The following is a 25,171-nucleotide window of genomic DNA, read 5'->3' as shown; positions in this document are numbered from 1 at the left end:
TCGATTGAAGGAAATACGCTATTTGTAAAGCTCATCGGGTGTTGCTCCTTTCGTGATTGGAATGGATTAAATTGTTTTGTTGCTTCCTCCATTGAATTGATTGAAGGAAATATGTTGTTTAGCGAGTGATCCATGAAAATGCCCTCCTTTCTTAGGTGTCTACTTTAATATAACAAAACAGACAGAAAATTCTGAACAACGAGCTTTTTTACTATAGTTCATATGAATCCTCTCTTTTTTAGCCCTCTATTATAATATAGCGGTTCGATCCATAAATTCTGAATTTGAAACCCTTTTCATTAAATTAGAAACGGTTTATGAATTAAATATTTATGAAGAACGAGTTTTACAAAAGTATGAAAATAGCAAATTGATACAAACCAGCTGTATAGTGCGTTTTATGCATGTAACAGCTGGTTTTTTTATGAAAAAAAGTGATAGGAAATCATTGTTAATTTTACAAATTACAGTTATAATATAATTAAGTTTTACATAATATAATTAACAACAGAGATTAGGAGGTCATTTTTTATGACGAAAGGAGGACGTAAGCCAGGAGCAAAAGAGCCAATCCGATCACTCGAAAAAATTGACGAGATGAAAGAATGGTTATTGCGCAACTCGTCTTATCGGAATTACTTTATTTTTTATTTTGGTATTAATACAGGATTAAGGATCAGTGACATATTACGTTTGAGGGTCAAAGATGTTAGAGGAAAAGATGTAGCAAAAATTAAAATGGAGAAAACAGAAAATACCGTTGATGTATATTTCAATACGGTTTTACAACGTGAAATTGAAAAGTATACAAAGCAAATGGCCGATTCAGATTGGCTGTTCCCTAGTCGTGAAGGAGATAAGCCAATTACAAGGCAAATGGCTGATACAATTCTAAGAAAAGCGGCCCTATCTTGTGGAATTGATAAAGATCATTGGGGCACACACTCGATGAGAAAGAGCTTTGGCTACCATTACTACCAGAGGAAAAAAGATGTGTACTATTTGATGAAGTTATTTGGTCATACAACGCAAGGGCAAACGTTGCGTTACATTGGAATTGAAGCTGATGAGATTAGAAAGACAATGGAAGATTTCACACTCTAAGAAGGGGTGGATTTAATGGGAGGAAATCAAACAGAATCTAAAGATACGAGCGTTTTGTTATATCTAATTGGAATTTTTTTGTTTGGTGTACTAGTAACATGGTATGTATTCGATCCAGATCTTTTTAAAGAAATAGCTAAATCAATTGGTGGGCCAATTGCAGGGGGAAGTTCTAAATAGACTCTTATCTTTCTAAATGGGGAATGGGAGGTTTTAATCATGGGCGTTATAAGTCCAGATATTGAACCGTTTGTAATGGCTAGTTTCGGTATTACACTTGCTTTAATCCTTTTAGCGGGTGTTTCAATAAGATACGTTCATAAAAGGATTAAGGGATAAAAAGAAAGGGGGCGATATAGGTGAAATTCGCGGAATTTGAAGCCTTAAAAAACTATGATTCACCAACGGTGTATTTTTGCGAACATGATATGAAACATAGCTGTTTAATTGCTATCCCTTCATTTAATTGGAGTTTCCTTGTGGATTACAAGATCAATTTCAAAGATGAAAGGCCGATGTTAATTAAAGCTTTATCCAAGTGTGTTAGTGACTACGATGCGGAAAGTGTCGCAGATGTACTTTATGATTATGTGTTTAGTGAATTCAATTAAGTTTTTCATAACAATTTCATTAAGAAATGGGGAATGAGAAATGAAAGGGATAGCAAAAGAATTTTTAGAAATTACAAAAGATGTTTTTGAAAGACAACGTACAGCAAAACCATGTATTTATTACTACAATGGTAAATTAGATTTCTCACGTGGTGATACGTTAAGTGGGACAGCAATAGTAGTGCATAATGGAGAAGCGGAAATTGTAAAAGATACGGGAGAATTAGCGGAGTTAACAAATGAATGGGAATTTGATTTTGAAGTTGCTGTTGAAATTCTTTCTGAATCTCTTAAAGATTTTATTCTCGAAAAAGAAGAGGATAAAATCTTATAAAAGCGCTATTTGAGTAAAAGTAGGTGAAATCGAAATATGATTGAATCTGTAATGGATCAAATAAAATGGATTTTGTATATAGAAGCACTTTTCTTGATTTTATCCTATCGTGTATTTAGGTATGAACTATGGAAAGGTAACCGGAAAGTATATTGGGCGTATATGTTGTCACTGTTAGGAATTATATTGTTTTTATATTTAAAGGATTTATATATAAATGTTGTTATTATGATCATCACAACTATATTTGCAACATTGAATGCAATTATTGTAATCAAATTTGTAATTGCAGATGGGAACCTTCCATTAAAAAAAATAAAAGATGAGTTTAAAAATAAATTATAATCAACATTTGTAAAGTTTAATCAGATTCGAATAGTGACTGACTAAGGAAATACTGCGGTATTTTAAATTTGACTTATTGGGGAGGAAAATAATGAGAATTAGGGCCGTTATAGGTGGTTTTGCGGTTGCTAGTATGCTATTTACTGGATGTTCAGTAGTTAATGACAAAACAAGTGTAAAGCAAGCAAACGGATCTGAAAAAGTGGCGCAAGTCATAGAATTTCCTTCTTCTAAATATCCAGAAACGGGCGCTCATATTAAAGAAGCCATTGAAAAGGGAAAAACCGATATTTGTACTATAGATCGAAAAGGGGCCGCGGATAGAAGAAAACAATCATTAGCGGGCGTACCAACTAAAAAGGGGTATGATCGTGATGAATATCCAATGGCTATGTGTAAGGAAGGTGGATCGGGTGCGGATATTAAGTATATCAAGCCTGCGGATAATAGAGGGGCTGGGTCTTTTATAGGAAACAAAGTGGATCATTTACCAGATGGGGCACAAGTTAAAATTGTAGTTAAATAAAAAGTCAAAAAATTTCAAAAAAACTCTTGATTAAAGTAACTTAATTCATTATAATAAAAGTAACCTAAATCAAAACATACAACCAGGAAGGGGAACAAATGAAAAATCATGGAGGGAAAAGGGAGGGTGCTGGTCGTCCTACACTCGGTATAACGAGAAAGGTTTCAGTTACACTGTCCGAAGAACATTGGCAACGCATAAAAGATAGTGAAAAGACATATTCAGAATTCTTTAGAAAACTAACCCTAGAGAAATTTGAAAAGTAAAATTGCAAAAGAAAAAGCCCTGTCAATGTCGGTAAACGTGGCCAGGACTCTTTCTATAACTTGTGATAATTTAGAAAGGATGGTTTGTGGTGTCAAACAATCTTTTGAAAATTACCAACGATGAGTCTATTTTAACATATCCTCATCGTGAATCGAAATCCCTCAAAAAATTTTACTCTCTCATTTCAGAAAATTACAAAAATATAAACGAATGGTTTGGTATTGAAGAAAGTATTTCTGATCAAATATGGTTTTATGGAACTATTTGTATAGCTATTTCAATAATGATTTTCATGTACATCTTTTCTGTTGATATTCTTTAAACCTACAACGAGAGGAAGAATGTAAATGGAAGATTATATATGTGTAGCTTGTGGAAAAGAAGCGGAAGAAGGCTTTTGTTTAGGAAGATTATGCTATCACTGTATAGAGGAAGTTGTGATTTATACGAAAAAACAAATTGATGAAGAAAAAGGGAAGCACAAAATTTTAAATCATAAAAGAAAGGGTGTAAAGAAGTGACTGTAAGAATTAAAAACACATTAAATTTTGTTGGATTAGTTTTATTAAGTGCTTTGATTTCGGTAAGTTTAGTGAATTAATTGAAGGGGGCATTTAATAATGAGCCATATCGAAATGTTAAAACAGGGAGAAATTGAAATTGGAGCAACTGATAAAAATGGAAATGCATTAAAACAGTTCGATTTCGTTGTTAAACAAGATGATGAGGAAGGGATCAGCATTTGTTGTATTCTTTACCACGGTGTAACAAAGGAATTTGTTGCAATGAGCACTTCTGACTGGTGGGTTCCTTTTCAAGATTTGCATGTAACTGAAAAGCTGGATCATGTCATAGCGATAGAATTTTTCGGATTAGAAAGAGTGGGCCAATATTGGGGGGTGAAAAATCAGCCTTTTGAAAATATGCCAGTGGACCAGTTTGGCGCTCTTAATGAGTCTACAAATATTCTAGAAAAATTAGGCGAAGAACATAATGCAATGATCAATAAGGTGGATGGTCATTGGCATATAAAAATTGGCGATAAAGATTATAGTGATGAACGTCTAGGCGTTGCGGCTTGTTTAGCGGCTGTAAGTACAGTAAGAAAATCAGCTTAATAACTTCATAAAAATGGGGTGAACAGGTTGTACGTTTTTGATGTGCGGTATGTAATGGGTGGAGAAGAATATAAAAGGTCATGGCTCTTGGCTTGGCCAGAAGAAGGCTTTCAATTAAGGAAAGATAATAATTCAGAAGTAAAACAAATTTTAAGTGAAGAACATGGAAAAGAAGTGAAAGTTATAGAAACAGATTTAGAGGAATTTTGATTAAACAAATCGTTAAAAACGAAAGGGGTAATTAAAATGTTAAATGTTATGTTAGATGAAACAGTTAAAGTGAAATCCTTAGGGGCTAAATCTCGTAAGAATAAAGGCACAAAATTTATTATACCTTTGAACGAAGTACAGTATGATCAATTAGAACAACTGAACTTATATGATGATGAAGAGGTAAGTATCATTGCTGGTGAGCTGATCCGTGAAGGTTTAGAGTTTTCTTATATGGACGATATTCCAGTACATGAATACGATCAAAGTGTATATGAACTGGTAAGTATTGAAATTCCACCTGGAGAGCGCCGTACATTAGAAATTTTGGCTAAAAAACACGGTTGCACTATGAGAAAAATGGGGTATACAATCTTGAATTTTATGTTAAAAGCACAGTAAAAACACCCTATACAAAGGCATAGAGTGAATTTACAATAGGTATTCTGTTGGCAAATGATTTTCAACTAAAGGAATTTAGTCTGGTACACTAAATTCCTTCTTTAATGTTATAACAAATAAAGAATATAATTCAATAAATTTTATGCCTTTTTTCAAAAAAAGGAGAATGCACCATGAAAAACATCTTGGTTTATTATGATTCGCAAACAGGAAATGTAGAACGTTTTATTTCTAAGTTAGGAATGAAAGCAATCAAAATAAAGGAAAATATGAAAATAGAAGATGATTTTATTTTCGTTACGTATACAACGGGATTCGGGCAAGTTCCAGAGAGAACATTGAATTTCTTAAAGAGGAATCATAATAGGTTATTGGCCGTGGCTGCAAGTGGGAACCGTAATTGGGGCCAAAGCTTTGCGAAGAGTGCGGATATAATTGCAAACATGTACAAAGTACCTATAATTCATAAATTTGAGCTATCGGGTATGGAGCAAGATGTAAAAAGCTTCATAAGAAGTATAGATTTGTTGTTATGTTATCCTTAGTATACATGTATACTTCTAACTAGGAAGGATGGGATCAGAGTGTCTGCAGAACAAAAGGTAATACAAGATTCATTGAAAAAGCAATACAGTGAAGAATATAAGACGCTACAAAGAACGTGGCATGGCATAGATCAAGAATTATTTTATACTTGTCGTTTAGCATACTGGACACAATGGGTATCATTCCACATTGAGCATTGCACATGGCTTTTAAAAGGAAGAATGAAACAACCAAAGCGACAAGAGTGTATACAACAACGTCAAACTTTATATGATTTGAAACATAAAGCTTTTAGTTTGTTGGCCCAAAGTAAATATGCTCAATTAAAAGCATTTATACCGCCTTTTCATCGTGAATTATGTGATGAGCATAAAATGCAAATTGGAAAGCAACCAGTGCATTACATGTTAGAAAAAATGTACAAAGAGGTAAAAGAGTGTCCTAAGTGTTGTGAGGGAAAAGAACAATATTATTCTTTATATGCTGTTGAGGTTAAGCATGAGGAAACAAATACTTTCTTTTTATTTCACGTACCGTACTTTAAAATAAAAGATATGGTCAAAAAAGATATTAGTACACTTCCAAAGCTTAAACGTTATTCGTTAGATATTGGCGTTACAGAAATTTCAAATATAAAAAGAGTTCCCGATGTATTTAGTTATAAGTTAACAGTCAAAAAATTTAAAGAAAATATGGATGCTCTTTCAGAGCTTATCAATAAAGATAAAAAACCAACTACGTTAAATAAACCAAAAGTATTAGGGAATACGAGATACAAAGAGAAAAAGAAATAAGCACCTATATAGGTGCTCTTTTTTTGTGTTTTTTTCGAATATTCATAGCAATGGTTTGCTAATAGGCTGATGTGTAATGGCAAACTATTACTATTGTTATGTATGATACATTCCACAAAAAAATTACAAAGAAGTTGCAATTTTTATGGTCATATTAATACATATGCACAAAGTTTATGACATATGCACAAATTATTGTGATTACGTATAGCGCTTTGGGATTTTGTCCATAATTACGGGTAAAGGCATAGTGAAAGGGATGTACATAAACAATGTGGGGAAAACCAAAGAAAAAAACAAAGTTAGCAAAATGGCTATTTGAACGCGGTTTGGAGCAAAAGGATCTGATAAGTGCTAGTGGAGTAAGTCGTAATACAGTTTCTAGGGCTTGTAATGAAAAAGATTATATTCCTAGTCCACAAGTGATGAGGAAATTAATTAAAGCTATTAGAAAGCATGATTCAAAGGTTGATATTAATGATTTTTGGAGTATGTAAGTTCCATAGAAAAAAAGAGCTAGTAAAACTTTCTAGCTCTTTTTTTATGTTATTTGATTTTAATTTTAATACCACTTTTGGATGAGCGTGAAGATACAGGTTTTTTTTCGATAGGAGAAAACATGTTTATTAAACTATGGATATTTGGCACTTGAACTACTTTTATATATTCACTTGTGATTTGATAATGTGTATCGGTAACCATAAGAACGATAGGGAATACTTTTTTATTTGGTCGTTGCCAGGGGAATTCTTGCCAAAGGTTTGATAAATAAAACTGTTCATATCGCTCTATCTTTGATTTCATAACTTTGTCATTGTACTGATTTCGTTGAATTTCAATCATAAATGGAGTGTTTCGGAATAAACAAAACATATCGCATTCAATTGTTCCTTTTTGACCGAATTTTGGTTCGATTAGTACGTTAGAAGGTGTATCGTATTTCGTTAATTCTATATAAGTATCAACGATGGATAGGAAATGGGGGATTTTTTGGCTGTTGTCTTTTATTTTGGAGTCATACGGTGCGTAGACGTAAGGCTGAAAAGATTTATATGCACGGATATAGTTCCGATCTTGAAGGCGTTTTAAAACCAAATTACAGTTCGACACGGGATTTTTCAAATGTGAAAAATGTAATGCAATAATTTGATCTCGACTTAAAACCCGGAAACGAATTAGATCGTTTAAAATAGCTTTATCACGTTTATTCATGGTGTTAATCCTCCATTAATCCAAAGATAGTACCTGGATCTTTTTTGTTGTTTACATGAGAATTTGGGTCTTTTGGATCGTCTTTCCGTTTAAAGGGAGATAGTAGTTTTTTCGCTTCTTCTACAGATAAAAAGGGCGCTTGAACTTCTTGGAGACTAGCAGCATCTTTTTTAAATATCATTCGTCCGGGCTCATCAGAAGGGATGTTTTCAGCGCCGGGAGTACCGCTTATATCGCTATTCGTTTTATCTTCTGAACGAAAACCCAACCTAGCGTTTAAAATCGCGCGTATGGCTGTATCTAGGCTCTTATTACAAGGGCGTTGCATAGACAAAATAAGAAACATCCCGTAGGCCCTTCCCAAACACGCATATTGTAACAAATCCTCTGTAATTTCTTTTTCTTTTTTTAATACAATTACCTCATCAATCACAAGTACAATGAATCCAGGTCTTTCAGATGCAGGAACGTCATTGATGTGACTTACACCGTACTTTTTTAATAAATTTCCTCGTTTATCAAGTTCGTTCATTAGTTTTTTCATAATAGGTTTAAATTGTCCAGGAGTATCGCAAACAGCTTTTACATGCTCGATGTTTTCGAAAATGTGAAATTCACTTTTCTTTAAATCAACTAGGTACATTTCAAGTTCATGAGGTTTTTTCATTAAAACCCATGTCGTTAAAATAGTACGCAACATAGAACTTTTTCCGCTACCTGGTACACCGCTAATTAGTGTATTTGGGGATGTAATGAGGGAGTATTTAATCCATTGGTTATATTTATTTTGACCAACAATAACCGGTAATAGTTCATTACGCACTAGAAGCTCATTAAAGCTGTAATTTACGCTTTTCATACGTTTAGGGAATATACGTATTACACAAGTTATGGAGCCTATTTCTAGCTCGATACTGTCGCCTAAATACTGTTTGAAGACATATTCCTTTTCGGTTAAATTCTTTGGATTCATGCCTTTTGGTATGGTGAAAATAATCTCCTTGTGTGTCTCTAATATAAGTGTTTTTTGGATAGTAGGATAAATGTAGGTTTTGACATTTCCATACGTGATGTGAGTCAAAAATAAACTTGCTGAATGAAATGATTTTTTCGTTTGTTCCTCTAGATCATGAATTTGATTTTTTCTTTTTATATAACTTTGGTAATTTTGCAGTGCCTTCTCTATTTTCGCTAACAATGAAATCCATCCTTTCCGATCCATTGTAATAATTACCAGGACATAACCACCCTATTGGTAAAAATTACATGGTATAAGATTTGAGTTAAGGGGGCACTATGACTTCCCTCGGCCTTCCGCCCTCGTCGTCATAAACACATCTTTTATTTCCTGTTATTGCTACTCATGACACGTTAATACGTAGGTAACAGTAAGTAGGTAGTGATTTAAGTTGCTGATAAGGTAATTTAAAAGCTCTTGCTTAGTCATTAGCCTATGCAACAGTTGAGTAGGATGTAATTTGTCCGTGATAAAAAATAAAAGAGGTGAAGGAATATGACGGGGTTATTCGTGGTTCTTGGATGTGCTTTGTTATTTTTCTTTTTAGCACAAATTACAACTGTCTCTGGTGGGTATAAACCGGATAGTGATACACAACGTAGCAAATGTCAAAGTAAGTTGGAAAAGCAGGTGTATGATGCGCTTCGTTATAAAGGTTATCACCCTATTGTGCAACAAAAAGTACCTGGTACACGCTATAAGTTAGACTTTGCCTTTTATTCACCTAATGGAAGAAAGCTGGATCTTGAAGTTGATGGGCCATTTCATCGAGTGCCAGAAAACAGAAGAAAAGATAAAAAACGTGATGCTCATATGAAAGAAAATGGATGGTGTGTTATAAGAATATCGGATATTGCTTTGAAAAAAGGATTTGAAAAAGAAATCCTTTTATTAGAATCAAAGTTAAATGACATGGGTATTCAATCGAATATAAAACCGGATATGATCTTATCCGAACAGAAATAAGGACGTATGATGTAATTTATCATCATACGTCCTTATTTTTTGTGAAAAGCTTTGCCCAGAATCCTTGTTTTTTCTCCTGGCCAGATGCTATCAATTTTTGATCAGCATTAAGGGCCTGTATCTCTTTTTTTAGTTGTTCGTATTGTGCAGAAATGGTTTTATTTAATTCATTAGCTGTTTTTAGTTCCTGTAAGATTTGACGATTGGTTTCTTCTTGCTCCTGGAACCTTTGCATAAGTGCTTGAAGTGTTTGGGCGGCTTGTGGGCTACTCAAAAAATGGTCGCTTTCTTTATGGGCGGGGGTCGCCCAATCGCTCATATCTGTAGAAAATTCCTCTGTAACAGTAGTTGCGGCCTTATCCTTTGGAATCTTTTGTTTTTTGGTTAGGTGTTTGTATTTTTCCAATGCTGATAAATCATGAGCGGTAAATGCGCGACTATCATTTGTACCTTTAGTAAATTTATAACCGCTCACTTCTAGCTCACTACACCATCTTTTTAATGTACTGTGTGATATTTGGAGTTTGTCAGCAACTTCGTGCGTCCAATAGGCTCGTTCTTGTTCGGATTCGCTCATATCTTTATACCTCCCGTCCAAAGTCGCTCATTTACATTATAGATTAAACAAAAAGGATCGCACATCCTTTAAATAAGGAGTGAGATCCTTTTTTCTAAAAGTCTTGGTCTTCTAAATCCTCATCGTCAAGAGATCCAGTAACCACCTTACTTGTAATTAATTGTCCCGACTTACCAACATCTTTTAATAAATCATTTTCTAAGGATGTATTGTTATTCTCTTGATTTGACATAACAACAGATGGAGCTGGAGCTACTTGGATAGTAGATATTTTTCTAGTTAGCTGTTCGATGGCCTTCATCATATAATCTTGATTTTTTGAAACCTCAATGAGTTCTTCTTTTGCATCAAATGGCTCTTGACCTTTTAAGTCTTGTTCAACCAACTTTATAAGATATGAAGCTAATTGTTTTGAGCGGGCTTTTTTATCTAAGTGACTATATACTTTTTCACTCATGTTATCTGTTCGAAGGCCAAACACTTTTTGTTTTTCTTCCTTGCTAGTACGTCCCATGTGCTCCCTCCTTTCTTCTGGTGATATGCCTATTTAGATGCTTTTTGTAGCATTTCACCACGGCTTTTAACTTCTAGGCCATATAGGTTTAATTTACGAGAATCTGGCAAGAAAATATGATTTGCTTGTGCAATTTCAGCGCCATACATTTCCTCAATAACTTCACGGATGCTATCTTCTAAAATTGGAGCAACACCGCCGAAATAGATGTATTTGTATACTTTGTCAGCTGGTGCAGGCATAACATCTTGAATTTTTAAAATTAAAATGTTAGCAAATTCTTTTAAAGAAGACTTAATTTTCTCAGTTAAATCGGTACGTTTGCCACTATTGCCGTCAACTAATTCCATTTTAGGTTTTTGGTAGTTCTGTACTATAAATATCTCGAAGGATCGTAGATCATCGAAAAATTCTATGAATTTTTCTTTTCTTAGTTTTTCGATATGTGATAAATAAGCAAGCTTATCAATTGATTGCATAGAATCTCGGTTTTTTGGTGCTTTTAAACCAGCTGGTGATAAAACAAGATCAATAGTACCACCACCAATATCGACTAATACAGTATCATTATTATCAAACTGTTTTGCTTCCTCGCGATCTTCTAACTCGAAATTTTTCTTGATACCTAAACGAGCAATTTCTCCTTCAATGCGGCAAGAAGCTTTTTTTACATCAATATTTAAAGTGCGTTCTAAACCAGGAGTGTGAACAGATACGATATGATCGCCTGTAAAACGTTCTGACATTGCTGTTTGTGCTTCGCTAAATTTAGCCGTGCGTTTTAGTAACCAGATAGGTAACATTGTTTGGAAGTATTCAATTTCAACAGTGTTATCATCATTTTCTCTTTCATCATTAATAGCGTGGTAATAAGCAACAGCAGCTAAAAACATTACATAAGGGATATGACTAGTGATTTTATCGTGTAGTTTATTAACGTGATTGTTTGCTAGTGCGTGTTTTGCAGCTTCTTCACCTACTAAAAAGTATCTTTCTTTCTCTTCGCCCGGAATTGTTGTAGAGATTAATAAGCGAGAATCTAGATCTTTAGGGTTTCCAATGGCAGCAACAAAATGAGAATCAGCTTCATTTTTGCTGATTTCCACAACATTTGTAGGGATCTCAACATAAAAACCATCAATCAAATTCATATCAAGTGAGTTCCCAGAATCCTTATTCATCATAGAAATTTTCATTTTTTTCTCCACTCCTTTTTTATCTTTGTTAACAATATATCACAACTAAACTGTATATGGAAGTTTTTTCTTATCAAAGTTAACAAAAATATTTTCTGTTTAAATGCTTGTTTTATAAGGTTTTTTGGTGATTTTATTATTTTTATTTCATATAATGTTAACAATAATAAAAAGTTAACAATCTGAAAAATATAAATAAAGACAAAGGGTTGCGGCCTGGAAAGAAAAGGAGTATATTTGTATTAGAACAGAAAATTATTCGCACAATTTAGAAAAATAGAGACTTATTTACATAAATTACATAAATAAACAAATGAAAATATAAATCTTACTAATGTCTAGTAGAAACAAAAAAGAATAAAAAAAAGCAATCTTGCGGTTAACAAGATTGCTTCGGGAACAAGCTATCTTCGACCATAGCTTGAACCAATTCCAGTTTAGTTCGAACAAACTGGATGTATATATTATTTTACTTAATGTCTGGCTCTATTGTACCATGAAATTTGTTGTCTATGCAATAAATTCATAGTCAATTTGAGACACCTTATGACATGAGAAAATTAATATATCGGTTCGAAAATGGGGACAGATAGCTTGGGCTATCTGTCTTTTTTGTTTCTCCGAGAAAGGAGGAACACAAGTGAAAATGTATCGACAAATATTTCAAAATCAATTTACGGAAGTAGCGAAACGTCAAGGAGATAAACAAGTAAGTGGCTATGATAATGAGCATGGTTTTACTTTTTTAAGTAATAATTGTGAGGATTTTAAAGCGGTTCGTACATATAAAACTTTGTTTGCAATGACTCAAGACACTACATATTACACACCTAATACATTCTATCGTAACGACAAACGAAATAAGGCCTCATTACGCTGGTTAAATGCGATGGTCATTGATATAGACGCAAAAGGCGACAATGAAGAAAATAAAGGTTTGACGGTTCCAGATGTATTGGACCGTGTTGAATGCGCAGGGCTTCCAGAGCCTTCTTTAATCGTGAAAACGCCGTCTGGTGGGTTTCATCTGTACTTTTATTTTGCTGTAGCAAAAAGAGCTTATACAAAGACTATAGAGTTTTATGAGCGTATTCAGCGTGAAATTATCGCAAATATCGGCGGTGATCCTGTTGCTGTTGGTGCAGAGCGTTATTTCCGTGTGGTGACAGATCAAAACACAGTTTATGAGTCTAATAATCGTATAGACTTCCAGGAACTTATAGACTGGATGATCATGCAGCAAGAAGACCGTTCTTTCTTTAAAAAGGTAACAGTAGGGCAATGTGATTTATTGTCTCATCCAGCTATTTTAAAGCTTCTACAAGGTGTAGAAGAAGGGAAGAGGGATAACACTTGTTATACGTTAGCTTTAACATTTAAAGCTTCTGGATACGCAAAGGAAGAAGCTGAAAATAAGCTTCGTGAATGGAATGCAAAGCTAGAAAAGCCTTTAACGGTATTGAAGGTAAAACAAAAGGTTCGTAGTGCGTTCCAGGGAACGAAAAAAGGGCCAGCGGCTTGCTATATACGTGAATTATCGGGAATGGTGTTTTCGTATCGCCCGTTTGAAGGGAAAAAAGAGCGTGAAGATCGTCAATATAGCCATATGGAAGAATGGGAAGCTGATATTTTAGCATACTTAGAGCAGCAAAAAGGGGAAGTATCGGGATCACAACGCAAATTAGCAAAGGATATGGGAGTGCCTTTTTCATCTTTTAAGATAGTTATAGGGCGTTTACAAGCGTCTGGACATATTAACCTAACAGTAGAAGGAAAAGGGCGTGGAGCAAAGACAACGCTTGAATTAGTGGCCCAGGAGCAAATTGAAGTTAAGCAAGAAAGAAACATAGATTCAGAACCAATAGTGATGAGTGCGCCTGTTGTATCCCTTAAAAAAAATGAGCCAAATCCGTATACACTTAAAGATACGGTGGTGGGTGGGAGCTCTTTACTGCCTAGTATTTCGATCTCCCGGACTACTTATACTACTACTCTTGTAGATACTCTTTCGGTTTCTCAACTGTCCTTTGTTCAACGAGTTTCTACAGCTACGTGTTTTCCTCTGGATCTCGTAGCTTATATCTATTCCTTTACTCTTACAGAGTTTCCAGAGCTCTCACATTCGTTCTTGTTTGAATTACTGACTACAGGTAGTTTATATCTTTATACACGTATTGAGGATCTTCTAATGTACTTGTTTTATGAGATACAAAATTACTATGAAGATGTAGGCTAACATGCTATTTTTTAGTGCTGGGGGACGTAGTCCGAAGGTAAGGAAATGAGCTTGCGAATGACGAGCCGAGGATTATATTTCTTTATGTTTTCCACTATTCATAGTTCTAATGTTCGTACTTATTTATACTTATAACCTTCTGGTAATTGAAATTATAACCTCTAGAACAATTGAAATAATCTAATGAATAATCTAATGAAAAACTTGTGGAATATTACTCCAAATACTTGCGTAATAATTACTAAAGGTGATTAAAAGTGATTATGCAGATTATTGTGTAAATTATTTTAAACAAGATGATTGAAATATAAGGGATTTTATGGTATAATATGGTTATCCAGAATACGAAGCTTTCCCTGGGGGATAGACTCATTCGTATGAATAGTCATCACACAGGCGAAAATTTTCTTTTAAACTACGTGCGGGCGGCGGCGGTTCATTTCCGAGTCTCGTCTCGTATCACATGCCAGCAAGCTGTCTTTATTCGGCTTTTACTGGTTGTACTGTTTTTCTCTGTCAGACGAGATTCTGACTTGTTACGCTGTTTCTCGCTCCAAATATGTTCGGAGGTGGGACGTTGTCACGCAGCAAAATGGACAGAGAAATTGACGATTTCGTCACTAAAAATTGGCCGATGCTTCTTATCTTGGGAGCTGGAGCCGCCGTATGGTTTTCACGAGATAAAATACTATCTGAAATTTCTCGGTGGATGCCAGTTGTAGTTCAAGTAGTACAATTATTGATCTTGGGACTACTCGCAGTAGTAGTGTTGCAGATCATACGACGTATTCTGTTGTATCAAATTGAAAGAAGACGTTACCGGTATGTTATGATCATTCCTCATGTAGATGATGAAATAACCGTAGACACTGTGGGCCGTATGATCCGTCAAGTTCATGGAGCGGGTCGCCGTCCGTTAGAGCGGTTATTTAAAGGTCGTGATTGGTATCGTTTACTCGCGTATCGTCCAGAAGGAAAAGAAGAAAGATTGCGTTTTTATCTTGCAGGGCCAAACGATGGGATTAATCGTGTCGTCCAGGCATTTCGAAGCCTATATATTCATGCAGAAGTGTATGAACAGAAAATGGATGAAGTGCCATTCCCAACTTGGAGAGCTGTTGGCGGGCGTATGGTTTTGAAGCGTAAACATCTTGAAGCAACTTTATCTTTAGCAAGATACACAAAAGATGTATTGCCGACTCTACTTAATGCAACGGAAGAAAAAACGTGGATTGATGTTTCTTTTTCTCCAGATAACGGCCATCGTTTGATAAAGGGCATACGGAAAGCAGAAAAAGCAATTAAGAAAAGAAAGAAGCATAGTTCTGGTTTTGGCTTAGATGCTTTTGAGAAAGAAGAGTATAGAGATTTGAATAGACGTTTCGCAGGAAATGAAATGGCCTTTCAAGTCGCTGTATCATTTGCAAGTGAATATTATCCTGGTGTCCCTGTTCTGAAAAATTTGGGGAATATGGTTGCAAGTATTATGGCTGATGTAAATGAACTTCGCTATCGAAGATTAAAGCATTCAGTCTTAAAGGTTCCGTGTCCGAGTTATGGAAAAATGACCTGGACGGGGTCAGAACTTGCGAATTTACTTCACCTTCCAAAGATTAAGGGAGATAAAAAGGATAAAGTAGAAAAGAAAATTTTGTATCTCGATAAGGGAGAAGAAATGTTACCTCAAGATTTGCTTAGTGATGGAATTGGTGTAGGTTATGCCAGACATCCAATGAAAAAAGACCGCCTGGTCAGAATAGCAAAAGAGCAAATGAAGAAAATGGGTGCAATAACCGGTAAAACTGGATCGGGTAAAAGTACAGTCGCAATGGCTATTATGGAAAGTGTCATTGATGAGTGGATGAGTGATCCAGAAAATGCAAGCGGTTTTTCTCTTTTTGATCCTACTCCAGACCTCGCAATTATCGCGCTAAACCGCATGTTGAAAGCGGAACTAGATGGAAAGCAAGTTGATTGGAATAAAGTACATTTCATTCGCTTCCGTCATTCACAACATCCTCCAGCACTGAACTTACTTCATAGATTTCCTAATGAAGACACTCAAACAGTTATTAACTCAATTTTAAGCGTTATTAAATCAATCATCCCAGGTCAAGCACCTCAAACAGAACGTATTTTAAAAGCTACAATTGGAACTTTGCTAATTGATGGGAAACAAACACACAACACACTTAGTATTCCAATGTTTTTAACAAATGAGATATTTCGTGCACGAGTCTTATCGAATTTAGAGGGGCCAGAAGCGAAATATTATTCTCATTATTGGAAACATGATGTTGGAGAGGCTTTGGATGCCAGCATTCAGCCAATATTGAACAGATTAGACTTATTTAGAAGTACAACATATTTGAAAAGAATGTATGGTCAATCTGATTTCTCGTTAGAAATTAGGAAGTGGATGGATGAAGGCCATATTGTTTTTTATGACTTATCTGATATGGAATCAGACGATATTCAATTAACAATTGGATATATCATGAATCAATATCACCGTATTGTTCAACAACGCCCAATTGGATCTAAACTACATCTAACTTTTATTGACGAAGCCCACAAAGTACAAGTACCAATCCTTCCAAAAATCGTAGCAGAAGACAGAAAATACGGTTTGGGCCTATGGCCGATTACACAACAAATCACAGGACAATTAGACAAAGCTTTGGCGGATGCCTTAAAAGAAATTGGTGGTAATTTCTTTGTCTGTCGTCAAGGGCCAGACTCGGCTAAAGTGTTAGAAGACATTATGCAAAAGCGCTTTAGAGCACAGTATTTGCAAGGTTTACCGGATTTGGTTGTTGCTGTTCAAACACAAGATAAAATTGACGGTAAGGCGCAAGATGTATGGTGCACGATAGAAGTTCCGCCGTTAGATCGCTATTTACCAGATGGAAAAGTTGCTATTTATGGTAATGAAGCAATGACAAAAGCATCGAATGCATGGACACACGCGAAAATTAAAGAGTTAGAGCAAACAGGAAAGTCTATTGAAGAAATAGATAAAGAAATAGATCAGTTTCTTTACGGTAAAAGTGGATCTAAGAAGGAAAAAGTACCACTTGAGAAATCGGAATATTCAAAAGATTCAATTTTTAATGCTCTTGAAAAAGAAAAAGTTACTGAACCAGTGCAAAGTAAGTCGTTGAACACACCAGTTTTAATGAAAAAACAGCCGGAAACATCAAATATAAGCATTAAAGAAGAACAACAAGCACAGATTATCCCATTGTTTCAAAAGAAACAGACAAAAATTGTTCCAGAAACAGTAAAAGAAGAAAATCCAAAAATAGAAAAAGTGGTTGAAGAAAGCCGACAACCAGAGGAACCAAAAGAGCAGCCAGAAATAAAGAAATCTAAGAAGAAGGAAGATGGGAATAAAAGCATTTTTGACATGCTAGAGAAGGAGAAAACATGATGGCCCACCTAATGTTATCAGAAGAAGACCAAAAACTATTAATTGATTTGCATACTCATGTGTACTTAGACCTGGAATATATCGAATCGAAATGTTATCCAGGGCATCGGAAAAACTCCGTATATTATCGCCTTCGCAGGCTAGAAGAGGGGGAATACATCAAACATGAACATTTACCCATTCCTTCTATAAGAAATCAAGTGAGGAAGTCGGGAAGACCTCAAAACGTTTATACACTTACAAAGTATGGTGTAGAAATGGTTAGGGAGTTGAGAGGGGAAGTACATTGGAACCCTAGATGGTCAGAACGTGTTGCGACATTCGTTTATCACAGTCTTATGTTAGCCCATCTAGAGTGTTCCATGACACTTCAATCAGAAAAAGAGGAAGTATTAGAACTGAAAGAGTGGATAAATGAGCCTAGAGCAACATTTAGATATACAAAAAGTTCAGTTGATGTTATTCGACCAGATGGAATTGCAGTCATTGGTGTTAAAGATAAGATTGATGCAAATGTAGGATTGTTTTTAGAAATGGAAAGGACATTTGGTACAAAAGATGTTCTTTTAAAGAAGATTAGACGGTACAACGATTTTTTACAACGTGAAGAAAAAATTGAAGAATATGATCAAAATGTAGGTTTTTCTTATCCCATTCGAGCATGGAGATTGGTATTTGTGGCTAGGGATGCAGCTAGAGAAAAAGAATTACTTAGACACTTAAAAGGGGTGGAGAGTCCAGAATTACCTGTTTATGTGGCTACTTTTGAGGATTATATAAAAGATCCATTTGGCCCTATTTATCGCGATTTAGAAAATCCAAAAGAAAAAGTAAGGATTTAATGAACATTGATAATTGAATAGGGGGGAATATATTGAATTGGAAAGAGTTACTGAAGAAGTTGAAGCCTAGCGGCAGCAGGCAGCAATTCAGAGCGCCAAAAAATCGAGGGCGAAAAATAGGCGCAATTATTTTTTGGGTGGCGTTTCTTTGGATATTTGCCGTTTCGGTTACTACCGTGATTAAGGGTAACAGTACAAAAGCGGTTAATGCTAGTTCTCAAAATGAAGAATTAAAGCAAAATACAGAGAATCAAGCGATCAGACCAGAAGCGATTGAATTTACAAAGTCGTTTGCTAAAGAATATTATACTTGGCAACGAACTGACGAGGGTAAACAAAAGCGTGAAGATCATTTGAAATCTTATCTTATGGAAAGCCTGGATAAACAGGGGGGATTCGATGTAAAAAGCGCTCAATGGGATTCAAATTACATTCAATCTGTAGTTAGTATGGTAAAAGAAACTGGTAAAGATCAAGCAAATATTGTTCTAAAAGTAAATTACAAATTGAACAGACCAAATGAAGAAAAAAATGCAACTCAATTTCTTTCTATTCCAATCACAGCAAATAAAAACGCATTTGTTATTTCTGGACTTCCCAAAGTAGTAAATATCAATGAAAAAGCCGAAATCAAAGAAAAAGAAGAAAAACGAGAAGAAATTAACAACTTTGATGTTAAACAGGATATAAAAGAGTTTTTACCAACGTTTTTTAAATCTTATACAACAGCCACACCAGCCGAATTACGTTATGTACTAGAAGATAAAGACGTTAAGGGGCTTGAAGGTAGAATGAAGCTTGATAAGGTTGTTGATGCGAAGGTATATCCGGTAAAAAATCAAAAAGAAAAATACGAAGTGGATGTAAGTGTCATTCTTGTTAATTCTGATTCAGAAGCGAAAATGACAATGCATTATAAGTTAGTTGTAAAGAAGCAAAAAGGTCAGTTTGTAGTAACACAAATCCAGAATATTTAAGGGGAGGAATTTGGATATGTTTTTTACAGGACTATTGAAAAGTTTGTATTTAGGGATTGGTTTAGATGGGCTATTACAAGAGGTTAAAAGTCAAGGGACTATGGCCTTGTATGTGGTGTTTATCGTAGCTGGAATTTTCTTATTTGTGAAACGCGCATGGGGGCTTTTAGTAACTTTAATTTTTGGTGGCGGATTATTAATCTTCTTCGTACAAAAGCCAGATGTATTAAAAAATGTTGGTACATGGATTTCTGGACTTTTAGGACTGTAAGAGAATGCGAGATAGGGATAGAAAAAGCAGACCAATTAAAGTCTACAGTTTCGGGAGCTTTATGAAATATGAAAGAAGACAATATGAAATACTAGGTTATCAACTTCCACGGCCCGTATCGTGGAAGTTGATGGGCTATTTTATATTAATTGTTGCGCTGTTTGTTTTATTAAGATGGTTTCCGTTAACAGGTTGGATCGTGGGGCCACTAGCTGATGACTATTACTTTCTTTATTATGTTGTACTCCCTATTTTGCTTGTATGGGGCCTAGATCGTTATAAGACAGATGGAAAATCATTTTTTGCCTTTTTTCGCTCGTGGATCACATTTAAAATGCGAACACATCAAATGAATAGATCAATGCGTTTAAGAAAACCAGAGATCTATGTTTTTAATAGTCCAATTTTTATCCAATATTCAAAAGAAGAAGTAATAAAACTTTCTTCTTCGCAATCTAAACAAACAGAAGATATTGCGGCGTTTGAACTTACATTTATTAATGAGGAAGAGGGAGAGGAAGCGATATATGCTGAAAACTTTAACGAGGTTCCCAACTAAACATGTTGAAGAAAATCTTTGCTTTAGTGTTGATGGAAGGGTTTGGTTAGGTTACGAGGTTGAAGGATTTGAGTATGATTTTCATGATGAAAGTACAAAAAAAGGTTATTTTTTAAATCAAACAACATTATTTACTCATTTAGAGTGTGACTTACACTTATTAGTTATCCCGCGCACAACAAACTCCGATGAAATTTTAGATGAACATATTGAAAGTATAAGCGGCCCAATGGCTCCAACGGGTCGCTGGCTTTTCGGGAAAATGAAGCAATATCTGAAACGTTCGGCAATGTCAACCGAAAATACAGAATATCACTTTTATATACTCGTTCAAGTCAATGAAGAAAAGAAGCAAAAACAGGCCCGAAATCCTATTGTTGAAACGGCCAAATTTGCTAAACGTATGAGACAAGGATTTACAAATGCAGCACATGAAGCAATAGGTTTACATGAATCAGATATTTTGGAAGATGAGATTGATGAATATAAAGATATGGATGAAGTTATTCATGGTCAATTAATTAATACGTTTAAATTTGTGAATCGTCTTACAGCGCCAACGCTTAAATTTTTAATTGAACAAAACTTTACACGTGGAATGACTGAACCAGAGAGAGTAAAAGAATGGAATATAGGGGAAACAATTGAACTGTTCGACAGCAACGGAAAACCTAAAAAAGTACGCCGTACCCGTATGCAAGAGATTGTAAAGCTTACAGATTGTTTAATTGATGAGTCACCAGGAAGATCCTTGATTTTAGAAAGACAAAATGAGGATGGTGATTTGGAGAAAATGCACGTTGCTTTTTTGGCTGTAAAGTCTATGCCAGAAGAATCCATTTTTCCAGGGCTAGAGTGGATTTATCGGATTCAATCTCACTCTTTGAAATTTCCAGTTGAAATTAGTATCCGGGCACACCATATGGATAATGAAATAGTAACAAAGCAATTAACGAATAGTGAGCTGGAATTAAACGATCAGCGCCGTCAAGCAATGGTTGGAGGGAAAACAACAGATTTGACCATAGATCGAAAAGTAAGAGGGGTTAAACATGTTCAAGATAGATTTCAAACTACTGGAATGCCAGGGTATGAAATGAGTGTACTCTTTTGTGTATACGCTGAAAATAAGAAAACCCTTCAAACTAGAATTAATGCATTAATATCAGAATACAAGAAAATGCGAATTGAATTAGTAAATCCATTCGGTGACCAGCTTGCGTACTTTTATGAATTTTTACCTGGTTCACATCGTTATAATACTGACTTTAAATTATACGTAGAGCCTGGGGTGCTGGCACAGGGAATGTTTGGTGCAACAACTCAAATTGGTGATAACAAAGGGTTTTATTTCGGAAGAACAGCTAAATTAAACCGTCCTGTTTTTATCAAACCAGATTTAGCAGCTAAAGCTTTAGATAATATAGCGAATGAATTCGATAGTTTGTCAGTTATGATCGCGGGCCAAACAGGAAAAGGGAAATCATTTTTATTGAATTTATTAGTTTACTGGATTGTAATGAGTGGCGGCCGTGCCTTTGTTGGAGATCCAAAAGGGGATAGGGGAGATTGGCCTATCAAACTTCCAGGATTCAAAAAAGATCAGTTAGAAGTATGGACATTAGGAGCTAGTGCAGAGGATGCAGGGTGTCTTGATCCGTTCCGTATATGTAGTTCGATAGAAGAAGCGAAGCGACTTTCTTTAGAATTACTGTCATTTTTAGCAAATGCAAATCTTGAAGATTCTAGATATGACTATTTAGTTGATGCAATAACGGAAGTTACAAAATTAGAAAATCCTTGCTTGACTTTAGTTAAGGAACAATTGAAAGAGAAAAAAGGTCGAGATTCAAAAGTTATGTCAGAAAAATCATTAGATAGTTTAAATTCTTTAATTCATCGTTTAGAAACGATTGAAAAAACACCGTTAGCTGAATTATTATTCGGTAAACCAGGACAGAATTATCGTGTTTTAAGTCTAGAAAGACCATTACAAGTATTGCAGATTCAACATTTACAATTACCAGATTCGAAAAAACCAGCTGTTAGTATTATAGATAAACTTTCAGAGAGTGTATTAATTGCTATGACAGCCTTTGGAAAATCCTTAATGAACTCTGACAGAAGTGTATTTAAAGTGTACGTTCAAGATGAAGCAGCCAGTGTATTAAAAAACAGTGAAGGTTCGCGTTTAGCAGACGATATTATTCGTAAAGGCCGTTATCACAATACAGGATTATATCTTAGTACACAAAACGCCAGCGATTTTAATTCTGAAAATCGTGAGGTTGCCAATGTGGGTATGAAATTCTCGTTTGCTATGAAATACGATAAGGAAGCCGAGGAAATGTTGAGTTATTATAATCTCCCGATTACAGATGAAAATGTATCTATGATGAAAAAGCTTAAAAGGGGCCAATGCTTGTTCCAGGATATATATGGACGTACGGCGATTATCAACGTTGATCCAGTATTTAAAGAGCTATTGACGGCCTTTGACACTTCAACAAAGTCAGACGAAGAAAGAGAATTACAATCGGTATAGTCATCTGGAGGTATAGAGAATGAAGATAATGAAGCTCAATTTTAAATTTTTAATACTAGGAATGCTGGCACTGATCAGCATTTCTGGTTGTCAAATGGAATCGGATAAGGCAAAAGAAGCTGATAAAGTAGCTATGGAATATTTACGCGCTTATATTGATATGGACACAAAACAGTTAAATGACCTTTCGTATAAGACTTATGATTTCGGGCCAGATAAGGTTGGAAATCCAGGTGCGAGTAAGAAACTAGGGAGTAAATATGACTTATATCGTTATGAGTTAGATGGGAAAAAGAATGAATATTACTACAAGATTGTATATTATGATCCAGTTGAAGATAAGAAATTACGAGAAAGCTTATATATTTTACAAGATAAAAATGGAGCTTGGAAAAATTCCGAATGGGCTTGGGGGAGCACTCACAATTTAGATTCAATTGTGGGGAGTAAAGAACCTAAGCATGTTCACAAATGGGGTGAAGGTGAGTGAAAAGAATAGGAGCAATAGTGTTGCTCTGTCTGTTTACAATTTTGTCTTTTAATTCTAATGTGGCTCATGCGGAAGAAGATACCATTTCTAATCATTTATTTGAAGGTCATACAGATGGTTTATATAAGGATGCACATTATCAAATAGACACAGCTCCTTCTAAAGATGATGATAAAGGCTTTTTTTCTAAAGCCTGGGGCTACATGTTTGGTGATGATAGCATAGGGAAGGATATCCAAAGAAAAATATATAGTGTAACACAATGGGGAGTAGATCTTGCTTTTCAATTTAGTTTATTACTTGTGAAGGGTGTTCTATTTGTAGTAGATCAATCCCTTAGGCTAGATATTATTGATAATGTGGCCGACAAGTTAGGAACAGCAATGCAAAATATCGCAGGAGTAGAGAACAATGGTTTTAAATCTGGTGGTTTACTCCCTTCAATTATCTCTCTAACTTGTGCTTTATCAGCTTTTTATGCAGCCTATATATTTTTCGTAAAACGTCAACCATTAACAGGATTTTCAGAAATAGTAAAAACTGTCCTGGTAATAGCTGTTATTGTTACGTTTATTTCAAATGTATCAACGTTTTTAAGATCGGCTAATACAGTTAGTTCAGAAATTAGCATTCAAATTTTAACGAAAGCAACGGGAACAGTTGCAGGAGATCCAGGACGTTCAAAAGAGGATGCCATTTATGCAGTGAAAAAACAGATATGGACGTTACTTACTGAAAGACCGTACTTATTTATGCAGTATGGGAAAGATTCAAAAGAAGGCATTGGAGAAGACCGAGTAAATAAATTATTAAAAACACCGCCTGGGGAAGACCGAGTAAAGATTATAGAGCAAGAAATAAAAGATAAAAACGTAATGATGAAATTAGATAGTGTAGGGGAAAGACTTATTTTTACGATTGTGTATTACGTGGTTAATACATTTACTGGAATTCCAATTATATTACTTTGTCTTTTAACAATTGCTTTTCAATTATGGTTTATGGTTATGAGTATAATCGCACCAATTTGTATGGCTGTAGCATTATTACCAGGACAAAGAAGGGTTCTTTCTAGTTGGGCTACTGAATGGATCAGACCACTTGCATTAAAAATAATAATGTCCGTGTTGCTGGTTATAGTGTTCACTATTTCAGAGCTGATATATACGCTTCCAGAATCGGGAGCGGCTGGATATGTATCAACTATGCTTCTTCAAATTGTAGTGTTTGTTTTATGTTATTTATTCAGAGATCGTCTTGTTGCTGCATTTAGTGCTTCTAAAGCAGCTTATAGGATGGCGACAGACGTTTCTTTAATGTCTGAAAGAGCGGTTGATTATGGAAGAGGATTTATTAATGATAAGTTTGGCTCCAATTCTAGACGATATGGAGAAGATGAAGAGGACTATGTAACTATTAGTACAAACGATCCAGAAGCGCTTGCAGCCGCTACAGGATCAGAAAATATGGAATCTGATAAAGATAAGCCAGAATTAGAGACAACCGAACTTGAACAGATGCCAGATAGCGAGGAGTTACAAGGAACAGACAGTAAAGAATTAGAGATTATGGAAGAAGAACAAGAAAATGAAATGGATCTAGAAGAAGAATTAGAAGAAGGTAAACAATTAGAAGATGTCGCGACTATTAATAAAGGTCAATTAATGAGCTTAGAAGATGAAGCTGAAAATGAAGGTATTGAAGAACTACCACTTGCAGCAGGTGACAATGTATCCATTCCTAGAAAACTTCGAAAAAACGAACCGCATATAGCTATACTACAAGAAGATTCCTCACAGGATAAAGTTCCAGTTACTAACGATATGCCAGATGTAGCGATAACAGGAACAACAGAGCAAATAGATGATGTACCAGTAACGCCGATAGAAAATGAAATACCAGGTCAAGAAGTAGCCGCTGATCAAACTGAAACACCAATTGCACCAGTAACACCGGTTGAAAATGAAATACCAGGTCAAGAAGTGGCCGCTGGTCAAATTGAAACACCGATTGCACCAGTAACGCCGATAGAAAATGAAATACCAGGTCAAGAAGTGGCCGCTGGTCAAATTGAAACA

29 protein-coding genes and 1 pseudogene are annotated in these 25,171 nt (G+C 35.2%); 25 read left to right on the top strand and 5 right to left on the bottom strand.

What is annotated here, in order from left to right:
• The first annotated feature begins 531 nt into the window (after positions 1-531).
• The 15 genes and pseudogenes from JTF23_RS26170 to JTF23_RS26100 all read left to right on the top strand — a co-directional run bounded on the left by JTF23_RS26170 (position 532) and on the right by JTF23_RS26100 (position 6,754).
• On the top strand, positions 532-1,104 hold the full coding sequence (locus tag JTF23_RS26170) for a tyrosine-type recombinase/integrase (protein WP_204210141.1): 573 nt from the start codon (positions 532-534) through the stop codon (positions 1,102-1,104).
• A 15-nt stretch (positions 1,105-1,119) separates the two neighbouring features.
• Positions 1,120-1,284, top strand: coding sequence for a hypothetical protein (locus tag JTF23_RS26165; protein ID WP_204210140.1), 165 nt, complete (start codon positions 1,120-1,122; stop codon positions 1,282-1,284).
• Positions 1,285-1,463: 179 nt separating this feature from the next.
• Complete coding sequence (locus JTF23_RS26160) at positions 1,464-1,715, top strand: YueH family protein (RefSeq protein ID WP_204210139.1); 252 nt, start codon at positions 1,464-1,466, stop codon at positions 1,713-1,715.
• A 40-nt stretch (positions 1,716-1,755) separates the two neighbouring features.
• Positions 1,756-2,049: a hypothetical protein gene (locus JTF23_RS26155; protein WP_204210138.1), complete on the top strand. Its 294-nt coding sequence runs from the start codon at positions 1,756-1,758 to the stop codon at positions 2,047-2,049.
• A 36-nt stretch (positions 2,050-2,085) separates the two neighbouring features.
• Complete coding sequence (locus JTF23_RS26150; RefSeq protein ID WP_204210137.1) at positions 2,086-2,394, top strand: hypothetical protein; 309 nt, start codon at positions 2,086-2,088, stop codon at positions 2,392-2,394.
• A 154-nt stretch (positions 2,395-2,548) separates the two neighbouring features.
• Positions 2,549-2,920, top strand: a pseudogene (locus JTF23_RS26145) (NucA/NucB deoxyribonuclease domain-containing protein); the annotation flags it as partial.
• Between the two features lie 98 nt (positions 2,921-3,018).
• Complete coding sequence (locus tag JTF23_RS26140) at positions 3,019-3,186, top strand: CopG family transcriptional regulator (RefSeq protein WP_204210135.1); 168 nt, start codon at positions 3,019-3,021, stop codon at positions 3,184-3,186.
• An 86-nt stretch (positions 3,187-3,272) separates the two neighbouring features.
• Positions 3,273-3,509: a DUF3961 domain-containing protein gene (locus JTF23_RS26135; RefSeq protein ID WP_307839267.1), complete on the top strand. Its 237-nt coding sequence runs from the start codon at positions 3,273-3,275 to the stop codon at positions 3,507-3,509.
• A gap of 25 nt (positions 3,510-3,534) precedes the next feature.
• The gene (locus tag JTF23_RS26130; protein WP_179194468.1) at positions 3,535-3,708 is read left to right on the top strand and encodes a hypothetical protein; all 174 of its coding nucleotides are present in this window, start codon (positions 3,535-3,537) and stop codon (positions 3,706-3,708) included.
• Between the two features lie 99 nt (positions 3,709-3,807).
• Positions 3,808-4,305 (top strand): hypothetical protein, encoded by a 498-nt coding sequence (locus JTF23_RS26125; RefSeq protein ID WP_204210133.1) that lies wholly within the window; start codon positions 3,808-3,810, stop codon positions 4,303-4,305.
• Positions 4,306-4,332: 27 nt separating this feature from the next.
• A complete protein-coding gene (locus JTF23_RS26120) occupies positions 4,333-4,515 on the top strand; it encodes a hypothetical protein (protein WP_149191479.1) in 183 nt (60 codons plus the stop codon).
• Between the two features lie 36 nt (positions 4,516-4,551).
• Positions 4,552-4,917 (top strand): hypothetical protein, encoded by a 366-nt coding sequence (locus JTF23_RS26115; RefSeq protein ID WP_204210132.1) that lies wholly within the window; start codon positions 4,552-4,554, stop codon positions 4,915-4,917.
• A gap of 182 nt (positions 4,918-5,099) precedes the next feature.
• Positions 5,100-5,462: a class Ib ribonucleoside-diphosphate reductase assembly flavoprotein NrdI gene (nrdI, locus tag JTF23_RS26110; RefSeq protein WP_204210142.1), complete on the top strand. Its 363-nt coding sequence runs from the start codon at positions 5,100-5,102 to the stop codon at positions 5,460-5,462.
• 39 nt (positions 5,463-5,501) lie between these two features.
• Positions 5,502-6,257, top strand: a complete 756-nt coding sequence (locus tag JTF23_RS26105) for a hypothetical protein (protein ID WP_204210131.1) — start codon at positions 5,502-5,504, stop codon at positions 6,255-6,257.
• Between the two features lie 272 nt (positions 6,258-6,529).
• Entirely contained in the window at positions 6,530-6,754 is a 225-nt protein-coding gene (locus JTF23_RS26100; RefSeq protein ID WP_098709642.1) for a helix-turn-helix domain-containing protein, read from the top strand.
• Positions 6,755-6,803: 49 nt separating this feature from the next.
• Here the strand turns inward: JTF23_RS26100 and JTF23_RS26095 are convergent, their stop codons facing one another.
• Together JTF23_RS26095 and JTF23_RS26090 are read right to left on the bottom strand one after the other, a co-directional pair.
• On the bottom strand, positions 6,804-7,469 hold the full coding sequence (locus tag JTF23_RS26095; RefSeq protein ID WP_204210130.1) for a replication-relaxation family protein: 666 nt from the start codon (positions 7,467-7,469) through the stop codon (positions 6,804-6,806).
• 4 nt (positions 7,470-7,473) lie between these two features.
• Positions 7,474-8,667, bottom strand: a complete 1,194-nt coding sequence (locus tag JTF23_RS26090) for an FtsK/SpoIIIE domain-containing protein (RefSeq protein ID WP_204210129.1) — start codon at positions 8,665-8,667, stop codon at positions 7,474-7,476.
• Between the two features lie 315 nt (positions 8,668-8,982).
• Between JTF23_RS26090 and JTF23_RS26085 the strand changes: the two genes are divergently transcribed.
• Positions 8,983-9,453: an endonuclease domain-containing protein gene (locus JTF23_RS26085; RefSeq protein WP_204210128.1), complete on the top strand. Its 471-nt coding sequence runs from the start codon at positions 8,983-8,985 to the stop codon at positions 9,451-9,453.
• A 22-nt stretch (positions 9,454-9,475) separates the two neighbouring features.
• Here the strand turns inward: JTF23_RS26085 and JTF23_RS26080 are convergent, their stop codons facing one another.
• From JTF23_RS26080 to JTF23_RS26070, 3 genes are all read right to left on the bottom strand, one after another.
• Positions 9,476-10,030, bottom strand: coding sequence for a MerR family transcriptional regulator (locus JTF23_RS26080; protein WP_204210127.1), 555 nt, complete (start codon positions 10,028-10,030; stop codon positions 9,476-9,478).
• 94 nt (positions 10,031-10,124) lie between these two features.
• Positions 10,125-10,544 carry a hypothetical protein gene (locus tag JTF23_RS26075; protein WP_204210126.1) on the bottom strand — a complete coding sequence of 140 codons (420 nt, stop codon included), beginning with the start codon at positions 10,542-10,544 and terminating at the stop codon, positions 10,125-10,127.
• Positions 10,545-10,573: 29 nt separating this feature from the next.
• A complete protein-coding gene (locus JTF23_RS26070) occupies positions 10,574-11,740 on the bottom strand; it encodes a ParM/StbA family protein (protein WP_204210125.1) in 1,167 nt (388 codons plus the stop codon).
• Positions 11,741-12,386: 646 nt separating this feature from the next.
• On the opposite strand from JTF23_RS26070, the gene JTF23_RS26065 reads away from it, so the two are divergent.
• The 9 genes from JTF23_RS26065 to JTF23_RS26025 form a co-directional block, all read left to right on the top strand.
• The gene (locus tag JTF23_RS26065; protein WP_252188052.1) at positions 12,387-13,976 is read left to right on the top strand and encodes a primase C-terminal domain-containing protein; all 1,590 of its coding nucleotides are present in this window, start codon (positions 12,387-12,389) and stop codon (positions 13,974-13,976) included.
• A gap of 577 nt (positions 13,977-14,553) precedes the next feature.
• Complete coding sequence (locus tag JTF23_RS26060) at positions 14,554-17,409, top strand: type IV secretory system conjugative DNA transfer family protein (RefSeq protein ID WP_204210123.1); 2,856 nt, start codon at positions 14,554-14,556, stop codon at positions 17,407-17,409.
• A complete protein-coding gene (locus JTF23_RS26055) occupies positions 17,409-18,251 on the top strand; it encodes a replication-relaxation family protein (RefSeq protein WP_097877681.1) in 843 nt (280 codons plus the stop codon). The genes JTF23_RS26060 and JTF23_RS26055 overlap by 1 nt, the downstream gene beginning before the upstream one ends.
• A gap of 32 nt (positions 18,252-18,283) precedes the next feature.
• Entirely contained in the window at positions 18,284-19,228 is a 945-nt protein-coding gene (locus JTF23_RS26050) for a conjugal transfer protein (protein WP_204210122.1), read from the top strand.
• Positions 19,229-19,244: 16 nt separating this feature from the next.
• Positions 19,245-19,499: a TcpD family membrane protein gene (locus JTF23_RS26045; RefSeq protein ID WP_097877685.1), complete on the top strand. Its 255-nt coding sequence runs from the start codon at positions 19,245-19,247 to the stop codon at positions 19,497-19,499.
• 61 nt (positions 19,500-19,560) lie between these two features.
• On the top strand, positions 19,561-20,058 hold the full coding sequence (locus JTF23_RS26040; protein WP_234932376.1) for a TcpE family conjugal transfer membrane protein: 498 nt from the start codon (positions 19,561-19,563) through the stop codon (positions 20,056-20,058).
• Positions 20,027-22,603 (top strand): ATP-binding protein, encoded by a 2,577-nt coding sequence (locus tag JTF23_RS26035; RefSeq protein ID WP_204210121.1) that lies wholly within the window; start codon positions 20,027-20,029, stop codon positions 22,601-22,603. The genes JTF23_RS26040 and JTF23_RS26035 overlap by 32 nt, the downstream gene beginning before the upstream one ends.
• Before the next feature lie 19 nt (positions 22,604-22,622).
• Positions 22,623-23,093: a hypothetical protein gene (locus JTF23_RS26030; protein WP_204210120.1), complete on the top strand. Its 471-nt coding sequence runs from the start codon at positions 22,623-22,625 to the stop codon at positions 23,091-23,093.
• Positions 23,090-25,171: CD3337/EF1877 family mobilome membrane protein (locus JTF23_RS26025; RefSeq protein WP_204210119.1), on the top strand; the 2,082-nt coding region annotated here is incomplete at its 3' end. The genes JTF23_RS26030 and JTF23_RS26025, both read left to right, overlap by 4 nt.

The organism is Bacillus sp. RIT 809 (assembly GCF_016892495.1).
GTDB lineage: Bacteria > Bacillota > Bacilli > Bacillales > Bacillaceae_G > Bacillus_A > Bacillus_A cereus_U.
Note: the sequence above shows the minus strand (reverse complement) of the source record. Positions and strands in the feature narration are given on the sequence as shown.

Excerpts from the sequence above, each read along its gene's own strand:
- JTF23_RS26170 (WP_204210141.1), top strand. The coding sequence starts at position 532 with ATGACGAAAGGAGGACGTAAGCCAGGAGCAAAAGAGCCAATCCGATCA.
- JTF23_RS26165 (WP_204210140.1), top strand. The coding sequence starts at position 1,120 with ATGGGAGGAAATCAAACAGAATCTAAAGATACGAGCGTTTTGTTATAT.
- JTF23_RS26155 (WP_204210138.1), top strand. The coding sequence starts at position 1,756 with ATGAAAGGGATAGCAAAAGAATTTTTAGAAATTACAAAAGATGTTTTT.
- JTF23_RS26150 (WP_204210137.1), top strand. The coding sequence starts at position 2,086 with ATGATTGAATCTGTAATGGATCAAATAAAATGGATTTTGTATATAGAA.
- JTF23_RS26140 (WP_204210135.1), top strand. The coding sequence starts at position 3,019 with ATGAAAAATCATGGAGGGAAAAGGGAGGGTGCTGGTCGTCCTACACTC.
- JTF23_RS26130 (WP_179194468.1), top strand. The coding sequence starts at position 3,535 with ATGGAAGATTATATATGTGTAGCTTGTGGAAAAGAAGCGGAAGAAGGC.
- JTF23_RS26125 (WP_204210133.1), top strand. The coding sequence starts at position 3,808 with ATGAGCCATATCGAAATGTTAAAACAGGGAGAAATTGAAATTGGAGCA.
- JTF23_RS26115 (WP_204210132.1), top strand. The coding sequence starts at position 4,552 with ATGTTAAATGTTATGTTAGATGAAACAGTTAAAGTGAAATCCTTAGGG.
- JTF23_RS26100 (WP_098709642.1), top strand. The coding sequence starts at position 6,530 with ATGTGGGGAAAACCAAAGAAAAAAACAAAGTTAGCAAAATGGCTATTT.
- JTF23_RS26095 (WP_204210130.1), bottom strand. The coding sequence starts at position 7,469 with ATGAATAAACGTGATAAAGCTATTTTAAACGATCTAATTCGTTTCCGG.
- JTF23_RS26085 (WP_204210128.1), top strand. The coding sequence starts at position 8,983 with ATGACGGGGTTATTCGTGGTTCTTGGATGTGCTTTGTTATTTTTCTTT.
- JTF23_RS26080 (WP_204210127.1), bottom strand. The coding sequence starts at position 10,030 with ATGAGCGAATCCGAACAAGAACGAGCCTATTGGACGCACGAAGTTGCT.
- JTF23_RS26075 (WP_204210126.1), bottom strand. The coding sequence starts at position 10,544 with ATGGGACGTACTAGCAAGGAAGAAAAACAAAAAGTGTTTGGCCTTCGA.
- JTF23_RS26070 (WP_204210125.1), bottom strand. The coding sequence starts at position 11,740 with ATGAAAATTTCTATGATGAATAAGGATTCTGGGAACTCACTTGATATG.
- JTF23_RS26065 (WP_252188052.1), top strand. The coding sequence starts at position 12,387 with ATGTATCGACAAATATTTCAAAATCAATTTACGGAAGTAGCGAAACGT.
- JTF23_RS26055 (WP_097877681.1), top strand. The coding sequence starts at position 17,409 with ATGGCCCACCTAATGTTATCAGAAGAAGACCAAAAACTATTAATTGAT.
- JTF23_RS26045 (WP_097877685.1), top strand. The coding sequence starts at position 19,245 with ATGTTTTTTACAGGACTATTGAAAAGTTTGTATTTAGGGATTGGTTTA.
- JTF23_RS26040 (WP_234932376.1), top strand. The coding sequence starts at position 19,561 with ATGAAATATGAAAGAAGACAATATGAAATACTAGGTTATCAACTTCCA.
- JTF23_RS26035 (WP_204210121.1), top strand. The coding sequence starts at position 20,027 with ATGCTGAAAACTTTAACGAGGTTCCCAACTAAACATGTTGAAGAAAAT.
- JTF23_RS26030 (WP_204210120.1), top strand. The coding sequence starts at position 22,623 with ATGAAGATAATGAAGCTCAATTTTAAATTTTTAATACTAGGAATGCTG.